The following is a 20,223-nucleotide window of genomic DNA, read 5'->3' as shown; positions in this document are numbered from 1 at the left end:
GGCACGGCGCTGCTTGGCGTCGAAGTCCTTCGAAGTGTACTGTTTAGCTTCTAAGTTTTAGCTTCGAAGTCTTCAGTGCTCACCATTGAGCCGAGGGCTTCCCTTACCTAGGCAGGTGAACGTGACCAGGGGGACGGGCGCAGCGATGCGCCGGATTCACGTGGGCAACGCGCTCGGCGCGTTCGGACTCGGCTTCACCGTCCCGTATCTGTACGTCTATGTGGCGCAGGTGCGGGATCTCGGTGCGACGACGGCGGGGCTGGTGCTGGCGGTCTTCGCCGTGGCAGCACTGGTGGTGCTGCCCTTCGCGGGGCGGGCCATAGTCCGGCGCGGCCCGCTTCCCGTGCTGCTCACCGCCCTGGTCACCGCTGCAGCCGGTTCGCTCAGCCTGGGGCTGGCCTCCAGTGCGACGACCGTGCTGTTGTCCGCGGCGGCCCTCGGGGCCGGACAGGCCGTGACACAGCCCGCGCTCGCGACGTTGATCGTCGACTTCTCGCACGCGGAGAACCGGTCCCGGGCCTTCGCCACGCAGTTCTTCCTGCAGAACCTGGGACTCGGGGTCGGCGGGCTGATAGGCGGGCATCTGGTCGATGCCACGCGCGCGGGGTCGTTCGTCCTGCTGTTCTCCATACAGGCGGCGATGTTCCTGCTGCTCGTGGGCGTGATGGCGACCGTACGAGTGCCTCGCGCCGCCGAGAGCCCGGGAGTGCCCGTCACCGGGGCGGCGGCCAGGGGGAGCTGGAAGCAGCTGCTCGGCAACCGGGCCATGGTGCAGCTGTGCGTACTGGGCTTCGTGCTGTTCTTCGCCTGCTACGGGCAGTTCGAGTCGGGTCTGAGTGCGTACGGGGTCGAGGCCGCCGGGATATCGACGTCCGCCCTCGGCACGGCGCTCGCCGCCAACACCGCGGTGATCGTGATCGCGCAGTTCGCCGTGCTGCGGTTCGTGGAGCGGCGTCGGCGGTCCCGGGTGATCGCCGCCGTGGGGCTGATCTGGGCCGTCGCGTGGGGTGTGGCCGGGTTCGCCGGGCTGGGGCAGACCAGCGAGACGATGGCGACCGCCGCGTTCGTGTCGACCTACGCGCTGTTCGGTCTGGGCGAGTCCATGTTGTCGCCGACCGTCGCGCCGCTGGTGGCCGATCTGGCGCCGACGGGGATGGCGGGGCAGTACAACTCCGCGTTCGCGCTGGTGAAGCAGCTCGCGTTGGCCGTCGGGCCGGCGGTGGGCGGGCCCATGGGTGCCTCGCTGCACGCGCCGTACGTCGTGACGTTCCTGCTGTTCTCGTTGGGGATCACGGTGTTGGCGCTGCGGTTGGGGCAGCGGCTCAGTGCGGTGCAGGATCAGCCGGGGCTCGGGGCAAGTCGGGTGGTGGCCCGGGGCGCGGCGACGTCGGCGCCCCAGCCGGGGGTTGTATCGGCGTAGGGGTCTCGCCCCCGCCGCCCCTACCCGTCCCTCCCCCACTCTCGGCTTCGCTCGAGCGGGAGGTGCCCCCACGCGGGGCTGCGCCCCTTCGGCCCCCAGACGTCCGCCCGGTGGGGGCTGATCGCGCAGTTCCCCGCGCCCCTGAAAAGCAGGGGCTGCGCGACCAGCCCCACCCAGCCGCACCCGACCACGCACCCCTCCCCGACCGCCTCCTACGTCGTGCGGCCGGGGAGGGCGAACTCGCACCAGACCGCCTTGCCGCCGCCCGGCGTCCGGCGGCTGCCCCAGTCGGAGGCGATCGTGCCGATGATGGCGAGGCCGCGGCCGGACTCGTCCGCGGGGTCTGCTCTGCGGCGGCGGGGCAGGTGGTCGTCGCCGTCGGTGACCTCGACGATCAGACGGCGGTCGGTGCGGCGCAGCCGCAGTCGCATGGGCGGGGTGCCGTGCTGGAGGGAGTTGGCGACGAGTTCGCTGGCGGCCAGGACGCCCAGGTCGTGGAGTTCCGGCGGGAAGCGCCAGCTGGTCAGGACGCCGGAGGCGAAGGCGCGGGCGCGGGGGGCCGCTTCCACACCGCCGAGGAGTTCCAGGGCGGCGTTGCGGAAGAGCTCGCCGTCGGGGCCGACGCGGGCGGGGTGCTGGAGGACGAGGACAGCCACGTCGTCGTCGTGGTCGGCGGTGACGCCGGTCGCGCGGACGAGGCGGTCGCAGACGACCTGCGGAGTGCCCGTGGCGCCGGACAGGGCGCGTTCCAGGGCGGCGATCCCCTCGTCCAGGTCCTCGTTGCGGCGCTCCACGAGCCCGTCGGTGTAGAAGACGGCCGTGGAGCCGGGGCCGAGGGGGATGGAACCGGAGGTGTGGGTCCAGCCGCCGGTGCCGAGCGGGGGACCGGTCGGTTCGTCGGCGCGCAGGACCGTGCCGCTCTCGTCGCGGACGAGGATGGGCAGGTGGCCCGCCGAGGCGTAGACCAGGCGGCCCTCGTTGGGGTCGTGGACGGCGTAGGCGCAGGTGGCGATCTGGTTGGGGTCGATCTCGGTCGCGAGGCCGTCCAGCAGCTGGAGCACCTCGTGCGGGGGCAGGTCGAGGCGGGCGTAGGCGCGGACGGCCGTGCGCAGCTGGCCCATGACGGCGGCGGCGCGCACCCCGCGGCCCATGACGTCGCCGATGACGAGGGCCGTGCGGCCGCCGCCGAGGGTGATGACGTCGTACCAGTCGCCGCCGACGGCGGTCTCGGTGCCGCCCGGGTGGTAGACGGCGGCGATGCGCAGGTCGTCGGGTTCTTCCAGCTCCTGGGGGAGGAGGGAGCGTTGGAGGGTGACGGCGGTCTCGCGCTGGCGGCGTTCGCTCGCGCGGAGGCGTTCGGCGGCCTCGGCGTGGTCGGTGACGTCGGCGGCGAAGATCAGGACGCCGCCGTCGCTCCGGCCGGCTCCGCCGGGGACGGCGACCGGGGTGCAGGTGATCGTGTAGCTGCGGCCGCCGGCGGCCTTGCGGGACTTGACGGTGCGTGGCTTGGAGCTGCGCAGGACCTGGTCCAGGAGCGGGAGGAGGCCGAGGTCGTCCAGCTCCGGCAGGGCCTCGCGGGCCGGTTCGCCGAGCGGGCGGGCGCCGAAGGCGGCGGCGTAGGCGTCGTTGACGTAGGCCGTGCGGTGGTCGGAGCCGTGGACGAGGGCGACGAGGGCCGGGATGCGGTCGAGGATCTCGCGGGTGGGGAGGTCGTCGACGGCGGGTACGGCGGGGGTGCCGTCCGGGGGGTCGTCGGTCTGCCGTTCGGCGCGGGCGGCGGGTACGGATCCGTCCCCCCGCCGGTCCGGGGTGACCGTGTGTTCGGTCCGCGCTGCGGCGCGGCGCTGCGTACCGGGGAGCCGGGCGCTCCAGCGCGTGAAGTTCACCGAATCCTTGCCTCGTGCCTCGTGGTGTCGTCTGTGGCCGGCTCCGGATCCGGCCGTGGCCCGGGGTTGTCGTCCCGGGTGCGGCGGTGGGGGACGCCTGGTCGTGGGTACGTGTGGGCGAGGGGTGACCCCGCCCGGGAAATGGATCACGTCGCGGACCAGTCTGGCCGACCGGACCGACATCCGTCAGACGTCGGCCCGGGCGGTGGAGTTCCTGGATCGGGTCAGGACGACCCCTTCGGGTCCTCCGGGGGCTTTCCACCGGCCGCGAGTTCGAACTCCGCACGGGGATGTTCGAGTGAGCCGAGCGAGACGATCTCTCGTTTGAAGAGGCCGGAGAGGGTCCATTCGGCGAGGACGCGGGCCTTGCGGTTGAAGGTCGGCACCCGGCTCAGGTGGTACACGCGGTGCATGAACCAGGCGGGGTAGCCCTTGAGCTTCCGGCCGTAGACGTGGGCGACGCCCTTGTGCAGGCCCAGGGAGGCGACCGAGCCGACATACTTGTGCGCGTACTTCTCCAGGGGCTGTCCGCGCAGTGAGCGGGCGATGTTGTCGCCGAGGGCGCGGGCCTGGCGTACGGCGTGCTGGGCGTTGGGGGCGGTCTCCTTGCCGGGTTCGGCGGTGACGTCGGGGACGGCGGCCGCGTCGCCCGCTGCCCAGGCGTGCGCGACGCCCTCCACGGTCAGCTCGGCGGTGCACTTCAGCCGGCCGCGCTCGTTCAGCGGGAGGTCGGTGGCGGCGAGGACCGGGTGCGGCTTCACGCCGGCCGTCCAGACGACCGTACGGGTCGGGAAGCGGGCGCCGTCGCTGAGGACGGCGACCCGGTCGGCGCACGATTCCAGGCGGGTGTGCAGGCGTACGTCGATGTTGCGGCGGCGCAGTTCGGTGACCGTGTAGCGGCCCATCTCCTCGCCGACCTCCGGGAGGATGCGGTCGGAGGCCTCCACGAGGATCCACTTCATGTCCTCGGGCTTCACGTTGTGGTAGTACCGCGCGGTGTAGCGGGCCATGTCCTCCAGCTCGCCGAGCGCCTCCACGCCGGCGTAGCCGCCGCCCACGAAGACGAAGGTCAGGGCGGCGTCGCGGATCGCGGGGTCGCGGGTGGAGGAGGCGATGTCCATCTGTTCGATGACGTGGTTGCGCAGGCCGATGGCCTCTTCGACGGTCTTGAAGCCGATGGCGTAGTCCGCGAGCCCGGGGATGGGCAGGGTGCGTGAGACGGAGCCGGGGGCGAGGACGAGTTCGTCGTACGTCAGCTGCTCGGCCTCCGTGCCCTCCTCCTCGGTGGCGAGGGTGTCGAGGGTCGCGATGCGTTTGGCGTGGTTGATCGCGGTGGCCTCGCCGATCACGACCTTGCAGTGGTTCAGGACGCGGCGCAGCGGCACGACGACGTGGCGGGGCGAGATGGAGCCCGCCGCCGCCTCCGGAAGGAAGGGTTGATACGTCATATAGGGGTCGGGGGACACGACGACGATCTCGACGTCGCCCCGTCCGAGTTCCGGTTTCAGCTGTCGCTGCAAGCGCAGCGCTGTGTACAGCCCGACGTATCCGCCGCCGACGATGAGAATGCGCATCGGTTCCTTCACCATCCCATGACGCACCTTGCTCGCTGGTTTGTCCACAGGCCCGGCAATTTGTGTGACCGGTCTCCACAATCGTGCGGAGATGGCCGATTCACCGGCGTGTGGAGCAGGTGCGCAGGTCAGACGGTGTGAGTCGGCTGACGGGAGGGGGCGCAAAACGGACGTAAACCGCCCGTACTCCGACCGGGGGGCGCTCCGTGCGGAACGTGCCCCTTCTGAATTGACTCCCTCTCAACTATGTTCGTGTGTCGACGGGGTGTAGGGGGATGCGTTCAAGAGGTTCGGTCGAGTCCGGGGTCGAGGTCGTGGATCCAGGGTTCGGGTCCGTTTTCCGAGGGGTCCGCGACGGGCGGTCCGGCTCGGGGACCGGGTTGCCGGCGAAGGAAGTCGGCGACCACCGACGACCTTGGACGCTCGTTCCGCCGCTCCGGCTTCCGATGACGGGGAGAGTCTCCGGGGGGAGACGTCATTACCGGGGGAACACGTATGCATATTCAGGAGTCCCATTGGTCGTCCGCGTCCACCATCGCACCCGGTGGTGCGATGGGCTCGGCGGGCGGCAACGGACGCGGTGAGGGAGTGCGGTCCGCTCCGCTCCGCGTGGATGCACAGCGCAACCTCGAGCACGTGCTGCGCGCGGCGCGCGAGGTGTTCGGTGAGCTGGGGTACGGCGCGCCGATGGAGGACGTGGCCCGCCGTGCGCGGGTCGGTGTCGGCACGGTGTACCGGCGCTTCCCGAGCAAGGACGTCCTGGTCCGCCGGATAGCCGAGGAGGAGACGTCTCGGCTCACCGAACAGGCCAGGGTGGCGCTAGGCCAGGAGGAGGACCCGTGGCAGGCGCTGTCGCGGTTCCTGCGGACCTCCGTGGCCTCGGGTGCCGGGCGGCTGCTGCCGCCGCAGGTGCTGCGGGTCGGCGTCGCCGAGGACGGGTCCGAGGACATCGGCGCGATCGTCCCGGACGAGGCGCGGGTGCCGCAGCAGCGGGTCCAGCCGTCGGCCGAGCTCCGGCTGGTCCCGTCCGAGTCCGGCCCCGGTTCGGCCGTGGGCACCGCCGGTTCCGGTGGTCCCGTGGACGACGCCGGTGCTTCGGCACTGCTCGAGGTCGTGGGGCAGTTGGTGGAGCGGGCCCGGGGCGCGGGTGAGCTGCGCGAGGACGTGACCGTGGCGGACGTACTGCTGGTGATCGCCACGGGAGCGCCGGCGTTGCCGGACGCGGCACAGCAGGCCGCCGCGTCCGCTCGGCTGCTCGACATTCTGCTGGAGGGGTTGCGGTCCCGGCCTTCGTGACCGCGATCGGGTGACGTTCCGCCCCGGGGGCGGCACGGGGTGGTGTCCTCACCCCGCGCCGCCCTCGCCTGTTTCGCGGTCCTCTGCCCGTTCTCCCGCGCGTCCTCCGGGACGCGTGTTACTCGTACGGGTGAATCATCGCTCTGAGGTATGGGAAGCCCCCTCGGACGAGTGGTATGCCCGTAGTACCGGGGCTGAACAAAAGCCAATATGGCACTCTGCCCTGGTGTTGGGGACTGGGTCGGCCGGCGGCGGGGGCTTCCGCGATGGGTGTTGACGGGCGGGACGCGCCGGAGACGGCGGCGGCCGGAGCCGGGGCGGAGCCCCAGGTGCCCGAGCAGGGCGGGCGCGGGCTTCCGGCGCCGTGGGACCGCTTCGACTCCGGGGTGCTGCCCCCGCGGGCGCCCTCCGACGCCGACCTGATCGAGGGGATGCGGTCGGGGGACGACTCGGCGTACGAGGAGCTGTACCGGCGGCACGCGGAGGCCGTACGCCGGTACGCGCGCACGTGCTGCCGGGACGCCCACACCGCCGACGACCTGACGGCCGAGGTCTTCGCCCGCATGCTGCAGGCGGTCCGGGGCGGCGCCGGGCCGGAGCACGCCGTACGGGCCTATCTGCTGACCTCCGTGCGGCGGGTCGCCGCGACGTGGACGAGCTCCGCCCGGCGGGAGCAGCTGGTCGACGACTTCGCGGTGTTCGCGGCCCATGCCTCGCGCGGCGCCCGGGTGTCGGACACGGACACGCTCGACCTCGGCGCGGACGTGCGGGCGATGCACGAGGCCGAGCAGTCGATGGCGATGCGGGCGTTCCGCTCGCTTCCGGAGCGCTGGCAGGCCGTGCTGTGGCACACCGAGGTCGAGGACGAGTCGCCGAGCGAGGTCGCCACCCTCTTCGGGCTCGACGCCAACGGGACCCGGGTCCTGGCCAGCCGGGCACGGGAGGGACTCAAGCAGGCGTATCTGCAGGCCCATGTCAGCGCCACCCTCGCCGGCGACCCCGGGGAGTGCGGGCGCTACGCCGACCGGCTCGGCGCCTACGCCCGCGGCGGCCTGCGGACGCGGGCCGAGCGGGGGCTGCGCGCGCATCTGGAGGAGTGCGCGGCGTGCCGGCTGGCCGCCGGGCAGATCAAGGAGGTCGCGAGCGGCATCCCGGCGGTCGTCCCCGTGGCCGTCATCGGCTGGTTCGGCGCGGCCGGGTACGCGAAGGTGGCCGCGCTCGTCGCCGGGGGTGCCGGGGCCGGGGCCGTCGGAGCGGCGGCCGCGGCGGGCAAAGGTGCCGGCGGGGCCGCCGCGGAGGGACTCGGCGGACCCGCGAAGGCCGGGATCGCGGTGAGTGTGGCCGGGATGGTCGCCGCGGCTGTGGCGCTCGCGCTGACCGGCGACGACGTGCGGCCGCCCGAGGAGCCGTCGGACAGGCCGTCCGCCTCGCGGCCCGCCGTGGCCGCGCCACGGCCGGATCCGTCGACGCCCCGGGACACGCCCGCGCGGGGCGCCCCCGCCCGGGTGGTGCCGATGTCCCGGCCGTCACCGGCGCCGAAGCCGACGCCCGCGCCGTCGCGGTCCAGGACCCCGGCACCGGCCGTGAAGCCGACGCCGTCACCCACACCGGCCCCGCCCTCGGCCCCCGCTCCGAAGCCGTCGCCCACACCGACCGCGACCCCGCCCGCTCCCCCGGCCGTCTACCGGTGGAACGAACTGCGGTACGGCGTCCTCGGCGACGGCACCGCACCCGAGATGCGGCTCGCGGAGAGCAGCTGGGTCTGGCAGCGGTACGGGATGTCGATCGCCGGCAAGCGCTACGGCAACGGGGTGACCGTGCACGGCCGCTCCTCCGTGACCATCGACCTCAACCGCCGGTGCGACACGTACGACGCGCTGGTCGGCGTCGACGACCTGGCCCACGGCCTCGGCGAGGTCCGCTTCTCCGTCTACGGCGACGGGGTCCGGCTGTGGAGGTCCGGTCCGGTACGGGGCGGGGAACCGGCGGTACCGGTACGGGTGGGGCTCGGCGGGCGGGAGACGGTACGCCTGGTCGTGGAGCCGCACAGCCCCTACGACCTGCCGGTGCCGGCGGACTGGGCGGACTCGCGGTTCAGCTGCGGCTGAGCGGCCAAGCCGGCCGCCGACGGGCCCGCGTCGCGGCGGGTCGGACGTGGACCGGGCCCGCGTCGCGGCGGGTCAGACCTGGCGGGCCGTCGCTCCCGTGCCCAGGGCGCCTCTCTGGGGCGTGATGCCCGCGGGTACGGCGCGCTGTCTGGCGGGGGTGCCCGTCCAGCAGGTGCCGCGGCGGGCGAGGAGGCGGCGCAGCCAGAGTTCGAGGGCGACCAGGTCGGCGAGGCCGTCGAGCGGCAGGGGTTCGCCCTCGGCGGCGGCGCGGAGGGCCTTGCGCACGACCCTGGCCTCGACGATGCCCGCCTGCGCGAGCAGGGGCGTGTCGAAGAGGGTGATCAGGGTGTCGGCGGCCACGCGGAGGCCGGTGCGGGCGGCGGCCTGCGAGGTGGCGTGGGAGGGGGCGCCCCAGCCGGGCGGGAGGTCGCTGACGCCGGCGCCCTCCAGGACCGTACGGAGGATCGCGGCACGGGCGCCCGGCTGGACGCGGAGGGCCTCGGGGAGGGCGCGGCAGGCGCGGACGACCTGGTTGTCGAGGAAGGGGGTGTGCAGGCGCTGGGAGCGGATCTCCACCGCCTGTTCCAGGACCCGGAGGTCCGCCGCGTGCCGGGCCAGGGCCGCGCGGGCGCGGAAGTCGCCGGGGCGCTGGCCGGGGCCGACGGAGGAGCGGCCGGTCGTCGCACCCAGGCGAATCGATACTTCTGCCAGGGCCTCGCCGGTGAGCCAGCGGGCCGCCGGCCCCGGTCTCGCCCAGGTGAGGGCGGCCAGGGAGGCGCCCACCGCGCCGCCGGGCTCCTCGAAGCGGCGCTGCATCAGGCGGTCGGCGAGGACCTCGACGCCGGAGCGGTACGGGGTGCGGGCCAGCTTCCGCGCCGCGCCGTACACGCGTGCGGGGACCATCACCGAGCCGTCGGCCATGGCGAGGGCCGCGACCGGCCGGACCAGGTGGCGGCGCTTGCGGTCCATCAGCAGGTCGGCGAGGCGGGCGGGGTGGGCGTCCAGGACCTGGCGGGCGCCGTAGCCGGTGAAGTGGTCCGCGCTGCCGGAGGCGAGGCGGGCGCGGTGGCGGGCGGCCGTCACCAGCGAGGGGCCGGGCTCGTCGGTGAGGGGGACGTCGAGGTCGGCGTACGGGAGCACCTCCTCGCCGCCGGTCACGACCACGTGGTGGAGGCGGGGGTTGGCGGCGAGGGTGCCCGCGCGTTCGCGTTCGGTCTCGCGGCCGGAGGTGACCAGGTCGTTGAAGGTGACGGCGAGGAGGCGTTCGCCGGCGCCCGTGCCGTGGCCGAGGACCGTGCCGGGGGCGCCCGGCAGGCCGGCGGCGAGCAGGGCGAGCGTGCCGGAGGCGGGGCCGCCGGAGACGTCGGCGCCGATGCCGGGGACGGGCATGCCGCGGGCGGCGCGGCGCTCGGCGGGGCCCATGCCGGGCACCGGGCCGGGGTCGACGTCGGGCACGTGCCGGGGGGCGGAGAGACGGACCCGCACGGATTCCACGAGGGCGTCGCGGACCGCGTCCACGGCGCTGTCCGGGTCGGCGGAGGGCGCGGCGACGGCGAGGGAGGCGACCGGCTCGTAGCCGGCGACCTCACGCGCCCCGGCGCGCAGGATCAGTGCGTGCCCCGGAGGAATGCGGCGCACGCCGTCGTACGGAGTGGAGTCCTGGAGGGCGTCCGGCACGTCGGGGGCGGCCAGCAGGGCCGCCAGGTGCCCGAAGTCGAGGTTGGCCTCGACGAGGTCGGCGAGGGGCAGGGCGGCCGTCGCGTACGCCGTACCGCCCGCCCAGGGGGTGTGGAAGACCGGGCGGGCACCCGCGAGGTCGCCGCAGACGGTCACCCGGCGGCCGACCTGGACGACGGCGGTGTAGCTGCCGGGCCAGGCGGTGAGGTGGCGCAGGGCGCCGCCCCGGGCCGCGAACAGGCCCACGCGCAGCTGCTCGTCGGTGGCGCCGCAGATGCCGAGCACGGCGATCCTGGTCTGGACGTCGGCGCTCACGACCCGCACCTCGTCGGGCCGCCAGTCGCCGACGGCCCACAGCGGGTCGGGGTCGCCCCACAGGAGGTGGGAACCGACCGGGTGCACGCTCTCGCCGTCGGGTCCGGTCGCGCCGGCGGAACCGAAGGCGGGCGCGCCAGCGGCGGTACTGCTCCATCCCACCAACCACCGCATCGACGCCTCCACAGGCTGTGGACAACCGGTGCACCGTACGAACGGTCCCCATGCTGCCACGAAGGAGGCTTGCCGGAGGCGTGTGGTCCGGCTTGCGCACCGCCGAGTGCGCCCCCGGGGAGCCCTGAACGCTCCCCCGTCGTCCCCTCAAGTCGGCCTGGACGAGCGGTGGTCCACCTCCATGGACCCCGGCTCTGCGACGCGAATGCGCCCCCGGTACGCTCCCCCAAAACACCTAACGCGCCCTCAACAGACGTGGTCGGAGCGGTATTCACGCTCGACGACCACCGTCGATTTTCGGCCAAATCGTCCTCGAAGGGCGAAGTAGGCACGCCCTCCGTAATGCCCCCGATGACGACACAGCGTCAACGCACAGTCCGGGAGGCGGAGTTCGCCCCCCGGACCGGTCCGCCGCCCGCGGGGATGTAGGCGGCGGTGTCCCCCAGCCCACTGGATCCAGTACAGCGGGCCGACCCACGCACCACCATGGAAGCGCTCCCCCGGTGGCCGGAGTAGAGCGCACGGACAGGCGCACGGCCACACATCGGGAGCACATCACCACCCTCCGTGCTGCGCCCGCACTTTCGTACGGACCACAATCCCGCCAACCGGATTTACGCCCCTTAACGCTTGGGATGCGGCGAACTACGCTGGGTTTACGAATGCCGCGTGCCTATGCCGCCGCGGCAGCCGTCTGTTCGAGGGGTGGCGCAATGTCCAGGGAGCAACGCGGGCCGAACGAAAAGCTCGGCGCCGTTCTCGCCCTCGCGGGAATCAGCAACGCAGGACTCGCGCGTCGCGTCAACGACCTTGGCGCCCAACGCGGGCTGACACTTCGCTACGACAAGACCTCGGTGGCGCGGTGGGTCTCCAAGGGCATGGTCCCCCAGGGTGCCGCGCCGCATCTCATCGCGGCCGCGATCGGGCAGAAGCTCGGCCGTCCGGTGCCGCTGCACGAGATCGGCCTGGCGGACGCGGACCCCGCCCCCGAGGTGGGCCTCGCCTTCCCCCGTGACGTCGGACAGGCGGTGCGCGCGGCGACGGAGCTGTACCGCCTCGACCTCGCCGGCCGCCGCGCGGGCACCGGCGGCATCTGGCAGTCCCTCGCCGGATCGTTCGCGGTGAGCGCGTACGCCACACCCGCATCGCGCTGGCTGATAACCCCGGCCGACAGTTCGGTGGCGCGCGAGGCGGGCTCCGCGGAGGGCTCCGGGTCGCCGCTGAAGGTCGGCCACAGCGACGTGCAGAAACTGCGCGAGGCCGCCGAGGACGCCAGGCGCTGGGACTCCAAGTACGGGGGCGGCGACTGGCGTTCGTCCATGGTGCCCGAGTGCCTGCGGGTCGAGGCCGCGCCGCTGCTGCTCGGCTCGTACTCCGACGAGGTGGGCCGCGCGCTGTTCGGAGCGTCCGCGGAACTCACCCGCCTCGCAGGCTGGATGGCCTTTGACACGGGTCAGCAGGAGGCGGCGCAGCGGTACTACATCCAGGCCCTGCGGCTCGCGCGGGCCGCGGCCGACGTACCGCTCGGCGGATACGTGCTGGCGACGATGTCCCTGCAGGCCACCTACCGCGGCTTCGGCGACGAGGGAGTCGACCTCGCGCAGGCCGCGCTCGAACGCAACCGGGGCCTGGCCACCGCGCGCACGATGAGCTTCTTCCGGCTGGTCGAGGCGAGGGCCCACGCGCGCGCGGGCGACGCGGTGGCCGCCGGGGCGGCCCTCAAGGCCGCCGAGGGCTGGCTGGAGCGGGCCCGCGACGGCGACAACGACCCGAGCTGGCTCGGCTTCTACGGCTACGACCGGTTCGCCGCGGACGCGGCCGAGTGCTACCGGGACCTCAAGGCGCCGCGTCAGGTGCGCCGGTTCACGGAGCAGGCGCTGTCGCGGCCGACGGAGGAGTTCGTACGCTCGCACGGGCTGCGGCTGGTGGTGTCGGCGGTCGCCGAGCTGGAGTCCGGCAACCTCGACGCGGCGTGCGAGCAGGGCGTGCGGGCGGTGGAGGTCGCGGGGCGCATCTCCTCGGCGCGCACGACCGAGTATGTGAAGGATCTTCTGCATCGGCTGGAGCCGTACGGGGACGAGCCGCGGGTCATTGAGTTGCGGGAGAGGGCGCGGCCTCTGTTGATGACGCCGGCGTAGGTTCGGGGCGCGTTCTCGTCTGCCGGATGCGGGTTTCTTCGGCGGGCGCGGGTGCGTGGGGGTCTCTCGCGCAGTTCCCCGCGCCCCTGAAGGGGCGCGGCCCCGGGCGACCGGCATCGGAGAACGTGACCAGTGCCATGTGGGCGGCTTCCGGGTTTGAGGGCATTGTCAGTGGTGCAGTGCACTATCGGAGTCGGGAGGTGGGGCGCGTGGGGAGGCAGGGCGCATACGACTGCGATGTGCTCGTGGTCGGCGGCGGGATCGTCGGGCTGTCGACGGCGTATGCGATCACGCGGGCCGCGCCGGGCACGCGCGTCACCGTGCTGGAGAAGGAACCGGGCCCGGCCCGGCACCAGACCGGGCGGAACAGCGGCGTCATCCACAGCGGGATCTACTACCGGCCGGACTCGCTGAAGGCGCGGTACGCCGTCCGGGGCGCGGCCGAGATGGTCAAGTTCTGCGCCGAGTACGGCATCGACCACGCCGTCACCGGGAAGCTGATCGTGGCCACCGAGAAGTCGGAGCTGCCCCGGCTGCACGCCCTGGTCCAGCGCGGCCGGGAGAACGGGATCCCGGTGCGGGAGCTGGGCGCCGCCCAGATCGCCGAGTACGAGCCGGAGGTGCGCGGGCTCGCGGCCATACACGTCGGCACCACCGGGATCTGCGACTACGTCGGGGTCGCCCGGCAGTTCGCGCGGGCGTCCGGCGCCGAGATCCGCTACGGCGCCGAGGTCGAGCGGATCGACCGGCGGGCCTCGCTGGGGGTCGCCGTCCGGATCCGGGGCGGCGGCGTGGTCCGCGGCCGGGTGCTGGTGAACTGCGCCGGGCTGCACTGCGACGAGGTGGCCCGGATGACCGGGGACGACCCCGGGATGCGGATCGTGCCGTTCCGGGGGGAGTACTTCGAGCTGGCGCGGCCCGAGCTGGTCCGTGGACTGGTGTACCCGGTACCCGATCCGGCGTTCCCGTTCCTCGGGGTGCATCTGACCCGCGGGATCGACGGCGGCGTCCACGTCGGCCCCAACGCGGTGCCGGCGCTGGCCCGCGAGGGGTACGCCTGGGGAACCGTACGGATGCGTGAGCTGGGGGCGACGCTGGCGTGGCCCGGGTCCTGGCGGATAGCCCGGCGGCACTGGCGGTACGGGGCGGGGGAGCTGCGCCGGTCGGTGTCGAAGAAGGCGTTCACGGCGGCCGTGCGGCGGTTGCTGCCGGCGGTCTCCGAGGGGGACCTCGTGCCCACGGCCGCGGGCGTACGGGCCCAGGCCGTGCTCCGGGACGGGACGCTGGTGGACGACTTCATGATCCGGGAGGGAGCGCGCGCGGTGCATGTGCTGAACGCGCCCTCCCCCGCGGCGACCGCGTCCCTGCCGATCGGGCGGGAGGTCGGCAGGAGGGCCCTGGCCGCGCTGGCCGAGGCGTGACGGGGTCCCTGGCGGCGCCGGCCGAGGCGTGACGGGGCGCGCGGGAGTCGTAAAATCGGTGCACTGTGTCTGACTCCGCCGATGCCCCCGAGCCCCGCACCTCCGGTGCCTCCCTTCGGCACACCCGGGTCAAGGGTGAGCCGCGCTTCCCCGACGGGCCCAAGCCGGACCCCGCCGGGTCGCACTTCGAGCGGCGGATCAGGAGTTTCCAGCCACGGCGGAGCCGGGTGACCGCCGGGCAGGCGGAAGCCCTGCAGCGGCTGTGGCCCAAGTGGGGGCTCGACATCGACGGACGGCCGCTGGACCTCGTCGGACTCTTCGGCGACGAGAAGCCGGTCGTGATGGAGATCGGGTTCGGGATGGGCGAGGCGACCGCGGAGATGGCCGCCGCCGATCCGGACACCAACCTGCTCGCCGTGGACGTACACACCCCGGGCCAGGGGAACCTGCTGAACCTCGCGGACCAGTACGGCCTCACGAACGTCCGGGTCGCGAACGGCGACGCGATCATCCTCCTGCGGGAGATGCTCCCGCCCGCCTCGCTGCACGGGCTCCGGGTGTACTTCCCCGACCCCTGGCCGAAGAAGCGGCACCACAAGCGGCGGCTGATCCAGCCGGAGTTCCTCACGCTCGTCGCGTCACGGCTCGCGCCGGGGGCGGTCGTGCACTGTGCGACGGACTGGGAGCCGTACGCCGAGCAGATGCTGGAGGTGCTGACCGAGCACCCCGACTTCGAGAACACCCGGGCCGACGGCGGTTTCGCGCCACGTCCGGACTTCCGGCCGCTGACCCGTTTCGAGGGGCAGGGCCTGGACAAGGGCCATGTGGTGAACGATCTGCTCTTCCGTCGCGTACAGCAGCGTGAACAGCAGCAGGAGCGACAGCGGACGCGGCAGTCCGACCAACCCGAACATCCCCCCACAGGCGTCTGAAGGCCGTCGTTCGGACGGAACCCGGTGGCGGGCGCGGTCCGGCGGGCCGCCCCCGTGCGCCGTCGCGGGCGGGCCCCTCCCTCGTTAGGGTCAATGCAATGGCCACCAGTCCTCCCTACCCGACGCATCCCCGCGGCTCGGCCGACGGGTACGCGTTCAGGCCCACGCGCTGGTGGCAGCGGAAGAGCGTCAGATACGGCGCGCTGACCGCGCTGCTCGCCGTCTCCGGTCTCGTCATCCTCGCGCTCGTCCGCGAACAGACCGGCACCGAAGGGTTCCTCGTCGGACTGGGACTGGCCCTGCTGCCCCTGCCACTGCTCATGTCCGCCTTCCGGTGGCTGGACCGGGTGGAGCCGGGGCCCTGGCGGAACCTGGTCTTCGCGTTCGCCTGGGGGGCCTGTGCGGCGGCGCTGATAGCCATCGTGGCCAACAGCTTCGCGACGCGCTGGATAGCGACGGCCACGGCCGATCCCTCGCACGCCGACACCCTCGGCGCCACGGTCATAGCGCCCGTGGTCGAGGAGACCGCCAAGGCCGCGGCCGTCCTGCTCGTCTTCCTGTTCAGGCGACGCGACTTCACCTCGCTCGTGGACGGGGTGGTGATCGCGGGGTTCACCGCGACCGGCTTCGCGTTCACCGAGAACATCCTCTATCTGGGCACCGCCTTCGGAACGGACCAGCTCAGCGGGGGGACCGGGCTGGCGTCGGTCACCGCGGCCACCTTCTTCGTGCGGGTGATCATGTCGCCGTTCGCGCATCCGCTGTTCACCGTGCTGACGGGGATCGGCTTCGGGGTGGCGGCGGTCTCCGCGGACTGGCAGCGGGGGCGACGCGTCCTCGTGCCGCTGAGCGGGCTGCTGCTCGCCATGGCGATGCACTCGGTGTGGAACGGCTCGGCGACCTTCGGGGAGTACGGGTTCTTCGCGGTGTACGCGGGGTTCATGGTGCCGGCGTTCGGACTGCTGACGTGGTGGGCGATCTGGGCCCGGCAGCGGGAGCTGCGGGCCGTGCGGGAGGCGCTGCCGGCGTACGCGGCCGCGGGCTGGCTGACCCCGCCCGAGCCGTATGTGCTGGGCTCGATGCGGGCCAGGCGGGTGGCGCGGGAGTACGCGGCCCATCACTTCGGGAAGGCCGGGGCGCGGTCGGTCGCGGAGTACGAGACGTACGCGACGCGGCTGGCGTTCCTCCGGCACCGGGGCCTGCGGGGGCGCGCCGGGAGCGACTTCGCGCTGCGCGAGCGGGAGCTGCTGTTCGAGCTGTGGCGACGGCGGGAGGTGGCCCGCCCGGCGATGGCGTACGCCGGACGGGACGCCGAGCCCAGGTACGGCTACGGCTACGGCTACGGCTACGAGTACGGGGCGTACGCCGGATACGGGGGACACGGCGGGTACGGGCCCCATCCCCAGCCGGTGGCCTACGGGGTGGCCGCGTACCCCGGGTACAACCCGTACCGGTCCTAGGCCCGCCGCCGGGGCCGTGTGGGCTACGCCGAGGCGTCGGTCAGGCGCCGCAGCTCCTCGGGGGTGAGGGTGAGGTCGGCGACGGCCAGCAGGTCGGGGAGCTGGTCCAGGTTGCGCGCGGAGGCGATCGGCGCCGCGACCGTCGGCCGGGCCGCGAGCCAGGCGAGGGCGACGGTGGCGTGGGCGGCTCCACGGGCTTCGGCGATCTCGTCGAGGGCCGCGAGGACCCGGGTGCCGGCCGGGGTCGCGAGATAGGCGCCGGCGCCGGCCGCCCGGGGGCTGTCGACCGTCGTACCGGGGCGGTACTTCCCCGTCAGGAAGCCCTTGGCGAGGGCGAAGTACGGGACGGCGGAGAGGCCGGCGTCGGCGGCGACGGTCTGCAGCGGGCCCTCGTAGGTGTCCCGGGAGACCAGGTTGTAGTGCGGCTGGACGGCCACGTAGCGGGCCAGGCCCTCGGCGTCCGAGAAGTCCAGGGACGCCTTCAGGCGCTCGGGGGTGATGTTGGACGCGGCGATCGCCCGCACCTTGCCGGCCTTCACCAGGTCGTCGAGGGCGGTGACGATCTCCTCCACGGGCACCTCGGGCTTGTCGAAGTGCGTGTAGTAGAGGTCGATGTGGTCCGTGCCGAGGCGGGCGAGGGAGGCGTCGGCCGCGGCCTTGATGTTGGCCGCCGTCAGGCCCCGGTACTCGGGGTGCTGGCTCACCTTGGTCGCGATGACCACGTCGTCCCGGTTTCCCCGGGACCTGACCCACCTGCCGATGATGCCCTCGGACTCACCGCCCGTGTGGCCCTCCACCCACTCCGAGTAGGAGTCGGCGGTGTCGACGAAGTTGCCCCCGGCGGCCGCGTAGGCGTCGAGGACGGCGAAGGACTGTGCCTCGTCGGCCGTCCACCCGAAGACGTTGCCGCCGAGGGAGAGGGGGAAGACCTCGATGTCGGACGTGCCCAGCTTGCGAAGAGAAGTCATGTCATCCCTCAACCAGCCCGGCGGACGCCCGCATTCCGCCCTGGCGTGAACGCCGCGTGAAGCCGTGGGAGCGAGGCGTCCGAGCGTAGGCCGGTCCCGAGGACGACGAACGCCGCGCGGTCCTCACGGACCCACGCGGCGTCGTCGTTCGTCGTCCGACCGCTCTACGGGGTCACGCCCTTGCTGCGCAGCCACGCCGCCGGGTCGATGCCGCTGGCCGAGCCGCCGGGGTGGACCTCCATGTGGAGGTGGGCGCCGGTCACGTTGCCGGTGGCGCCCACGCGGCCGATGACGTCGCCGGTGGCGACCTTCTGGCCGACGCTGACGCCGATGGAGGACTGGTGGGCGAACCAGATCTCGGTGCCGTCATCGAGGGTGAGGACGGTCTTGTAGCCGTAGGAGCCCTCGTAGCCGGCCTGGGTGATCGTGCCGCTGCCGACGGCCTTGATCAGGGTGCCGGTCGGGGCGGCGAAGTCGAGGCCGGTGTGGTAGCCGGAGGACCAGTAGGGGCCGGCCTGGCCGAAGGTGGAGGTGAGGGTGTACGAGGAGGTGGGCAGCGTGAACTGCGTGGCGAGGGAGGCCAGACGCTCGGCCTCCTTCTTCGCCGCGGCCTCCTCCGCCGCCTTCTTCTTGGCGGCGGCCTCCTTGGCCTCTGCTTCCTTCTTCTCCTTGGCGGCCAGCTCGGCGGCCTTGTCCGCGGCGGCGGTCTGGGCGGCCTCGGCGGCGGCCTTGTCGAAGGCGTCCTGCTGGGACTCGGCCTGGGCGATGATGCGGGCGCGCAGGGCCTCACCGGCGTCCGCGGTGCCCTGCTGGGCCTCGGCGGGGGTCAGGCCGGCGCTGCTGAGCGGCGTCCTGGACGCCTCGGGCTCCGGCTCCTCCGCCTCGTCCTCGAAGACCGAGCCGACGTTCGGCATGTCGGGCATCGAGATGGACACCGGGGCCTTGCCGGACTGCGCGCTGGCCATGCCGGCGCCGCTGACGGCGGCTATGACACCGACGCCGAGAACGGTGGAGCTGCGGCCGAGACCGCCACGGGCGAGTACACCGGTCTTCTTGGCGACACGGTGCCGGCCGCGAGCGGGGCGCAGGGTGTCCTCGCTGGGATTCCACTCCTGCCAGGGGCCCTCGTCGTCGCTGTTGTAGCTGCCGTAGCCGAACGTCCGGCTCTCGCCTTCTCGTTGGCTCGGCACGAACGGGGCTTCGGTCGCGGACCGGTTCGACGCCACGTGGGCGCGCTCCTTCCTTCCTCCTCGCCTACCGGGTTAGCTGACGGGTTCGGAGCAGGAAGGTCTCCTACGCGCGTAAACCGGTCGTGCGGACTGCCACGACGGTTTCCGTGCGATTCACCCCAGGGTGGTGGTTCCCCGGTTCCCTTGCGGGATTCGGCGCGTGAGCACGGAGCCGTCTCTTGTGACGGCTGGGACGACCGCGCTGCGTTATCGAACGTTAATAGACGTGAGTACTCCATTCCAAGCTGTTCTGAATGATCGTTCCAGCCCCCCTGCTGGACTTTACGGGTCATGAGGGGTTTAAAACGGGCGAGTTGACTTGCCTCAGGAGTAACAAAAGTTCTGACGGGACATCAGCACGTCTACGGAGGACGGTCGAACAGCCACACTGGGTGATATAGAGGCGGTCACCGGCCTTCGCACCCGCCCCCGGTCACGGCCGGCGGACCGCCAGCAGGGCCATGTCGTCCGTCGTGCTGTCCCCCGTGTGCCGGCGCACCTCGTCCGCCAGGGTCGTCACCAGGGCGCGCGGGGCGGAGAAGACCCGACCGGACAGGCGTTCGATCGGATCGTAGAAGACACCGCACGCGTCCCGCGCCTCCGACAGACCGTCCGTGTGGAACAGGAGCGTGGCCCCCCGCGGAAACCCGGCCTCCTCCGCGCGGTCGGGCCAGGCGCCCAGGTCCTCCATGCCCAGCGGGAGGGCCGGACGCGGCGCGTCCAGGGAGCACAGGGTGCCGTCGGCGAGCAGCAGGAGGGGGGAAGGATGGCCCCGGTTGACGATCCGGGCGCGCCCGGCCCCGTGCGGGAACTCCGCCAGCACGGCCGTCACGAACCCCTCGTACTCCACCGCCGCGTCCCGCAGCGCGGCCTCCCGCCTGGTCGCCTCCCGGGCCAGCGCCCGCTCCAGCCGCTGGGCGACCGCCTCCAGCGTCGACTCCTGCTCGGCCGCCTCCCGGAACGCGCCGATCAGCACCGCCACCGCCGACACCGCGCCGAGCCCCTTGCCGCGCACGTCGCCCACGATCAGCCGTACGCCGTGGGGCGAGTCCTGCACCGCGTACAGATCGCCCCCGATCGACGCCCCCGCCTGCGCGGCCTCGTACCGCGCGGCGATCTCCAGCCCGCCGATCCGTTCCTGCGGCACCGGCAGGACCGCCCGCTGTGCCGCCTCGGCGATCTCCCGGGCGGTGGCGAGCCGGGCGTCGCTGCGGCGGACGAGACGGTTGATCAGTACGGCCAGCACGGCGACGGTGATCACCGTGGCGATCTCGGTGATCGCGTCCACCTGCCCCGTGTCGCCGTAGTAGCCGCGCACGGCGCTGACCCCGGAGATCGAGACGATCCCGGTGATCACCGTGCCGTGCAGCGAGAAGAGCGGGGCCGCCACCAGGGGCGCGGCGGTGAAGAAGGGGACGGCCGTGAACTCACGCGGGGTGAAGTGGTCGTAGAAGAGTCCGACGGTGATCAGCAGGGCCGGGACGGCGCGCGTGAGCGTACGGAGGAACGAGAACCGCCGCCCGACCGGCTCCCTCACACTCGCCATCCGTTCTCCGTGCCCACGGAAACAGGGTTTCCGTGGGCGGGGCGCGGGGCCAGCCGGCGGGGCCGAGTGGGCTAGGGCC

At 73.2% G+C, this 20,223-nt stretch carries 13 protein-coding genes and 1 riboswitch; of the genes, 7 read left to right on the top strand and 6 right to left on the bottom strand.

Going from position 1 to position 20,223, the window contains the following annotated elements; genetic code table 11:
* Positions 1-145 precede the first annotated feature (145 nt).
* Positions 146-1,420 carry an MFS transporter gene (locus SCAB_RS23445; protein ID WP_037725811.1) on the top strand — a complete coding sequence of 425 codons (1,275 nt, stop codon included), beginning with the start codon at positions 146-148 and terminating at the stop codon, positions 1,418-1,420.
* 212 nt (positions 1,421-1,632) lie between these two features.
* On the opposite strand, the gene SCAB_RS23440 is transcribed toward SCAB_RS23445, so the two are convergent.
* Together SCAB_RS23440 and SCAB_RS23435 are read right to left on the bottom strand one after the other, a co-directional pair.
* On the bottom strand, positions 1,633-3,306 hold the full coding sequence (locus tag SCAB_RS23440; RefSeq protein ID WP_013002553.1) for an ATP-binding SpoIIE family protein phosphatase: 1,674 nt from the start codon (positions 3,304-3,306) through the stop codon (positions 1,633-1,635).
* A gap of 224 nt (positions 3,307-3,530) precedes the next feature.
* Complete coding sequence (locus SCAB_RS23435) at positions 3,531-4,895, bottom strand: NAD(P)/FAD-dependent oxidoreductase (protein ID WP_037725814.1); 1,365 nt, start codon at positions 4,893-4,895, stop codon at positions 3,531-3,533.
* 480 nt (positions 4,896-5,375) lie between these two features.
* On the opposite strand from SCAB_RS23435, the gene SCAB_RS23430 reads away from it, so the two are divergent.
* Positions 5,376-6,176, top strand: coding sequence for a TetR/AcrR family transcriptional regulator (locus tag SCAB_RS23430; RefSeq protein WP_013002551.1), 801 nt, complete (start codon positions 5,376-5,378; stop codon positions 6,174-6,176).
* A gap of 266 nt (positions 6,177-6,442) precedes the next feature.
* Positions 6,443-8,284, top strand: a complete 1,842-nt coding sequence (locus tag SCAB_RS23425) for a sigma-70 family RNA polymerase sigma factor (protein WP_013002550.1) — start codon at positions 6,443-6,445, stop codon at positions 8,282-8,284.
* A gap of 72 nt (positions 8,285-8,356) precedes the next feature.
* On the opposite strand, the gene SCAB_RS23420 is transcribed toward SCAB_RS23425, so the two are convergent.
* Positions 8,357-10,450, bottom strand: a complete 2,094-nt coding sequence (locus SCAB_RS23420) for an asparagine synthase-related protein (protein WP_013002549.1) — start codon at positions 10,448-10,450, stop codon at positions 8,357-8,359.
* A 713-nt stretch (positions 10,451-11,163) separates the two neighbouring features.
* Between SCAB_RS23420 and SCAB_RS23415 the strand changes: the two genes are divergently transcribed.
* The 4 genes from SCAB_RS23415 (at position 11,164) to SCAB_RS23400 (ending at position 16,401) form a co-directional block, all read left to right on the top strand.
* Complete coding sequence (locus tag SCAB_RS23415) at positions 11,164-12,588, top strand: hypothetical protein (protein WP_013002548.1); 1,425 nt, start codon at positions 11,164-11,166, stop codon at positions 12,586-12,588.
* 209 nt (positions 12,589-12,797) lie between these two features.
* On the top strand, positions 12,798-14,009 hold the full coding sequence (lhgO, locus tag SCAB_RS23410) for an L-2-hydroxyglutarate oxidase (protein WP_037725818.1): 1,212 nt from the start codon (positions 12,798-12,800) through the stop codon (positions 14,007-14,009).
* A 65-nt stretch (positions 14,010-14,074) separates the two neighbouring features.
* A complete protein-coding gene (gene trmB / locus SCAB_RS23405; RefSeq protein WP_013002546.1) occupies positions 14,075-14,941 on the top strand; it encodes a tRNA (guanosine(46)-N7)-methyltransferase TrmB in 867 nt (288 codons plus the stop codon).
* A gap of 98 nt (positions 14,942-15,039) precedes the next feature.
* A complete protein-coding gene (locus tag SCAB_RS23400; RefSeq protein ID WP_013002545.1) occupies positions 15,040-16,401 on the top strand; it encodes a PrsW family intramembrane metalloprotease in 1,362 nt (453 codons plus the stop codon).
* Positions 16,402-16,424: 23 nt separating this feature from the next.
* On the opposite strand, the gene SCAB_RS23395 is transcribed toward SCAB_RS23400, so the two are convergent.
* The 3 genes from SCAB_RS23395 to SCAB_RS23385 all read right to left on the bottom strand — a co-directional run bounded on the left by SCAB_RS23395 (position 16,425) and on the right by SCAB_RS23385 (position 20,144).
* A complete protein-coding gene (locus SCAB_RS23395; protein WP_013002544.1) occupies positions 16,425-17,369 on the bottom strand; it encodes an aldo/keto reductase in 945 nt (314 codons plus the stop codon).
* 164 nt (positions 17,370-17,533) lie between these two features.
* Positions 17,534-18,595, bottom strand: coding sequence for a M23 family metallopeptidase (locus SCAB_RS23390; RefSeq protein ID WP_013002543.1), 1,062 nt, complete (start codon positions 18,593-18,595; stop codon positions 17,534-17,536).
* Positions 18,596-18,605: 10 nt separating this feature from the next.
* Positions 18,606-18,767: riboswitch (cyclic di-AMP (ydaO/yuaA leader) on the bottom strand.
* Positions 18,768-19,031: 264 nt separating this feature from the next.
* A complete protein-coding gene (locus SCAB_RS23385) occupies positions 19,032-20,144 on the bottom strand; it encodes a PP2C family protein-serine/threonine phosphatase (RefSeq protein ID WP_037725823.1) in 1,113 nt (370 codons plus the stop codon).
* Positions 20,145-20,223 lie beyond the last annotated feature (79 nt).

Origin of the sequence: Streptomyces scabiei 87.22 (assembly GCF_000091305.1) — a bacterium.
GTDB classification, from domain to species: Bacteria; Actinomycetota; Actinomycetes; order Streptomycetales; family Streptomycetaceae; genus Streptomyces; species Streptomyces scabiei.
Note: the sequence above shows the minus strand (reverse complement) of the source record. Positions and strands in the feature narration are given on the sequence as shown.

What these genes read in the sequence shown, in the direction of transcription:
- SCAB_RS23445 (WP_037725811.1), top strand. Translation starts at nt 146, where the DNA reads ATGCGCCGGATTCACGTGGGCAACGCGCTCGGCGCGTTCGGACTCGGC.
- SCAB_RS23435 (WP_037725814.1), bottom strand. Translation starts at nt 4,895, where the DNA reads ATGGTGAAGGAACCGATGCGCATTCTCATCGTCGGCGGCGGATACGTC.
- SCAB_RS23430 (WP_013002551.1), top strand. Translation starts at nt 5,376, where the DNA reads ATGCATATTCAGGAGTCCCATTGGTCGTCCGCGTCCACCATCGCACCC.
- SCAB_RS23425 (WP_013002550.1), top strand. Translation starts at nt 6,443, where the DNA reads ATGGGTGTTGACGGGCGGGACGCGCCGGAGACGGCGGCGGCCGGAGCC.
- SCAB_RS23420 (WP_013002549.1), bottom strand. Translation starts at nt 10,450, where the DNA reads ATGCGGTGGTTGGTGGGATGGAGCAGTACCGCCGCTGGCGCGCCCGCC.
- SCAB_RS23415 (WP_013002548.1), top strand. Translation starts at nt 11,164, where the DNA reads ATGTCCAGGGAGCAACGCGGGCCGAACGAAAAGCTCGGCGCCGTTCTC.
- SCAB_RS23400 (WP_013002545.1), top strand. Translation starts at nt 15,040, where the DNA reads ATGGCCACCAGTCCTCCCTACCCGACGCATCCCCGCGGCTCGGCCGAC.
- SCAB_RS23395 (WP_013002544.1), bottom strand. Translation starts at nt 17,369, where the DNA reads ATGACTTCTCTTCGCAAGCTGGGCACGTCCGACATCGAGGTCTTCCCC.
- SCAB_RS23385 (WP_037725823.1), bottom strand. Translation starts at nt 20,144, where the DNA reads ATGGCGAGTGTGAGGGAGCCGGTCGGGCGGCGGTTCTCGTTCCTCCGT.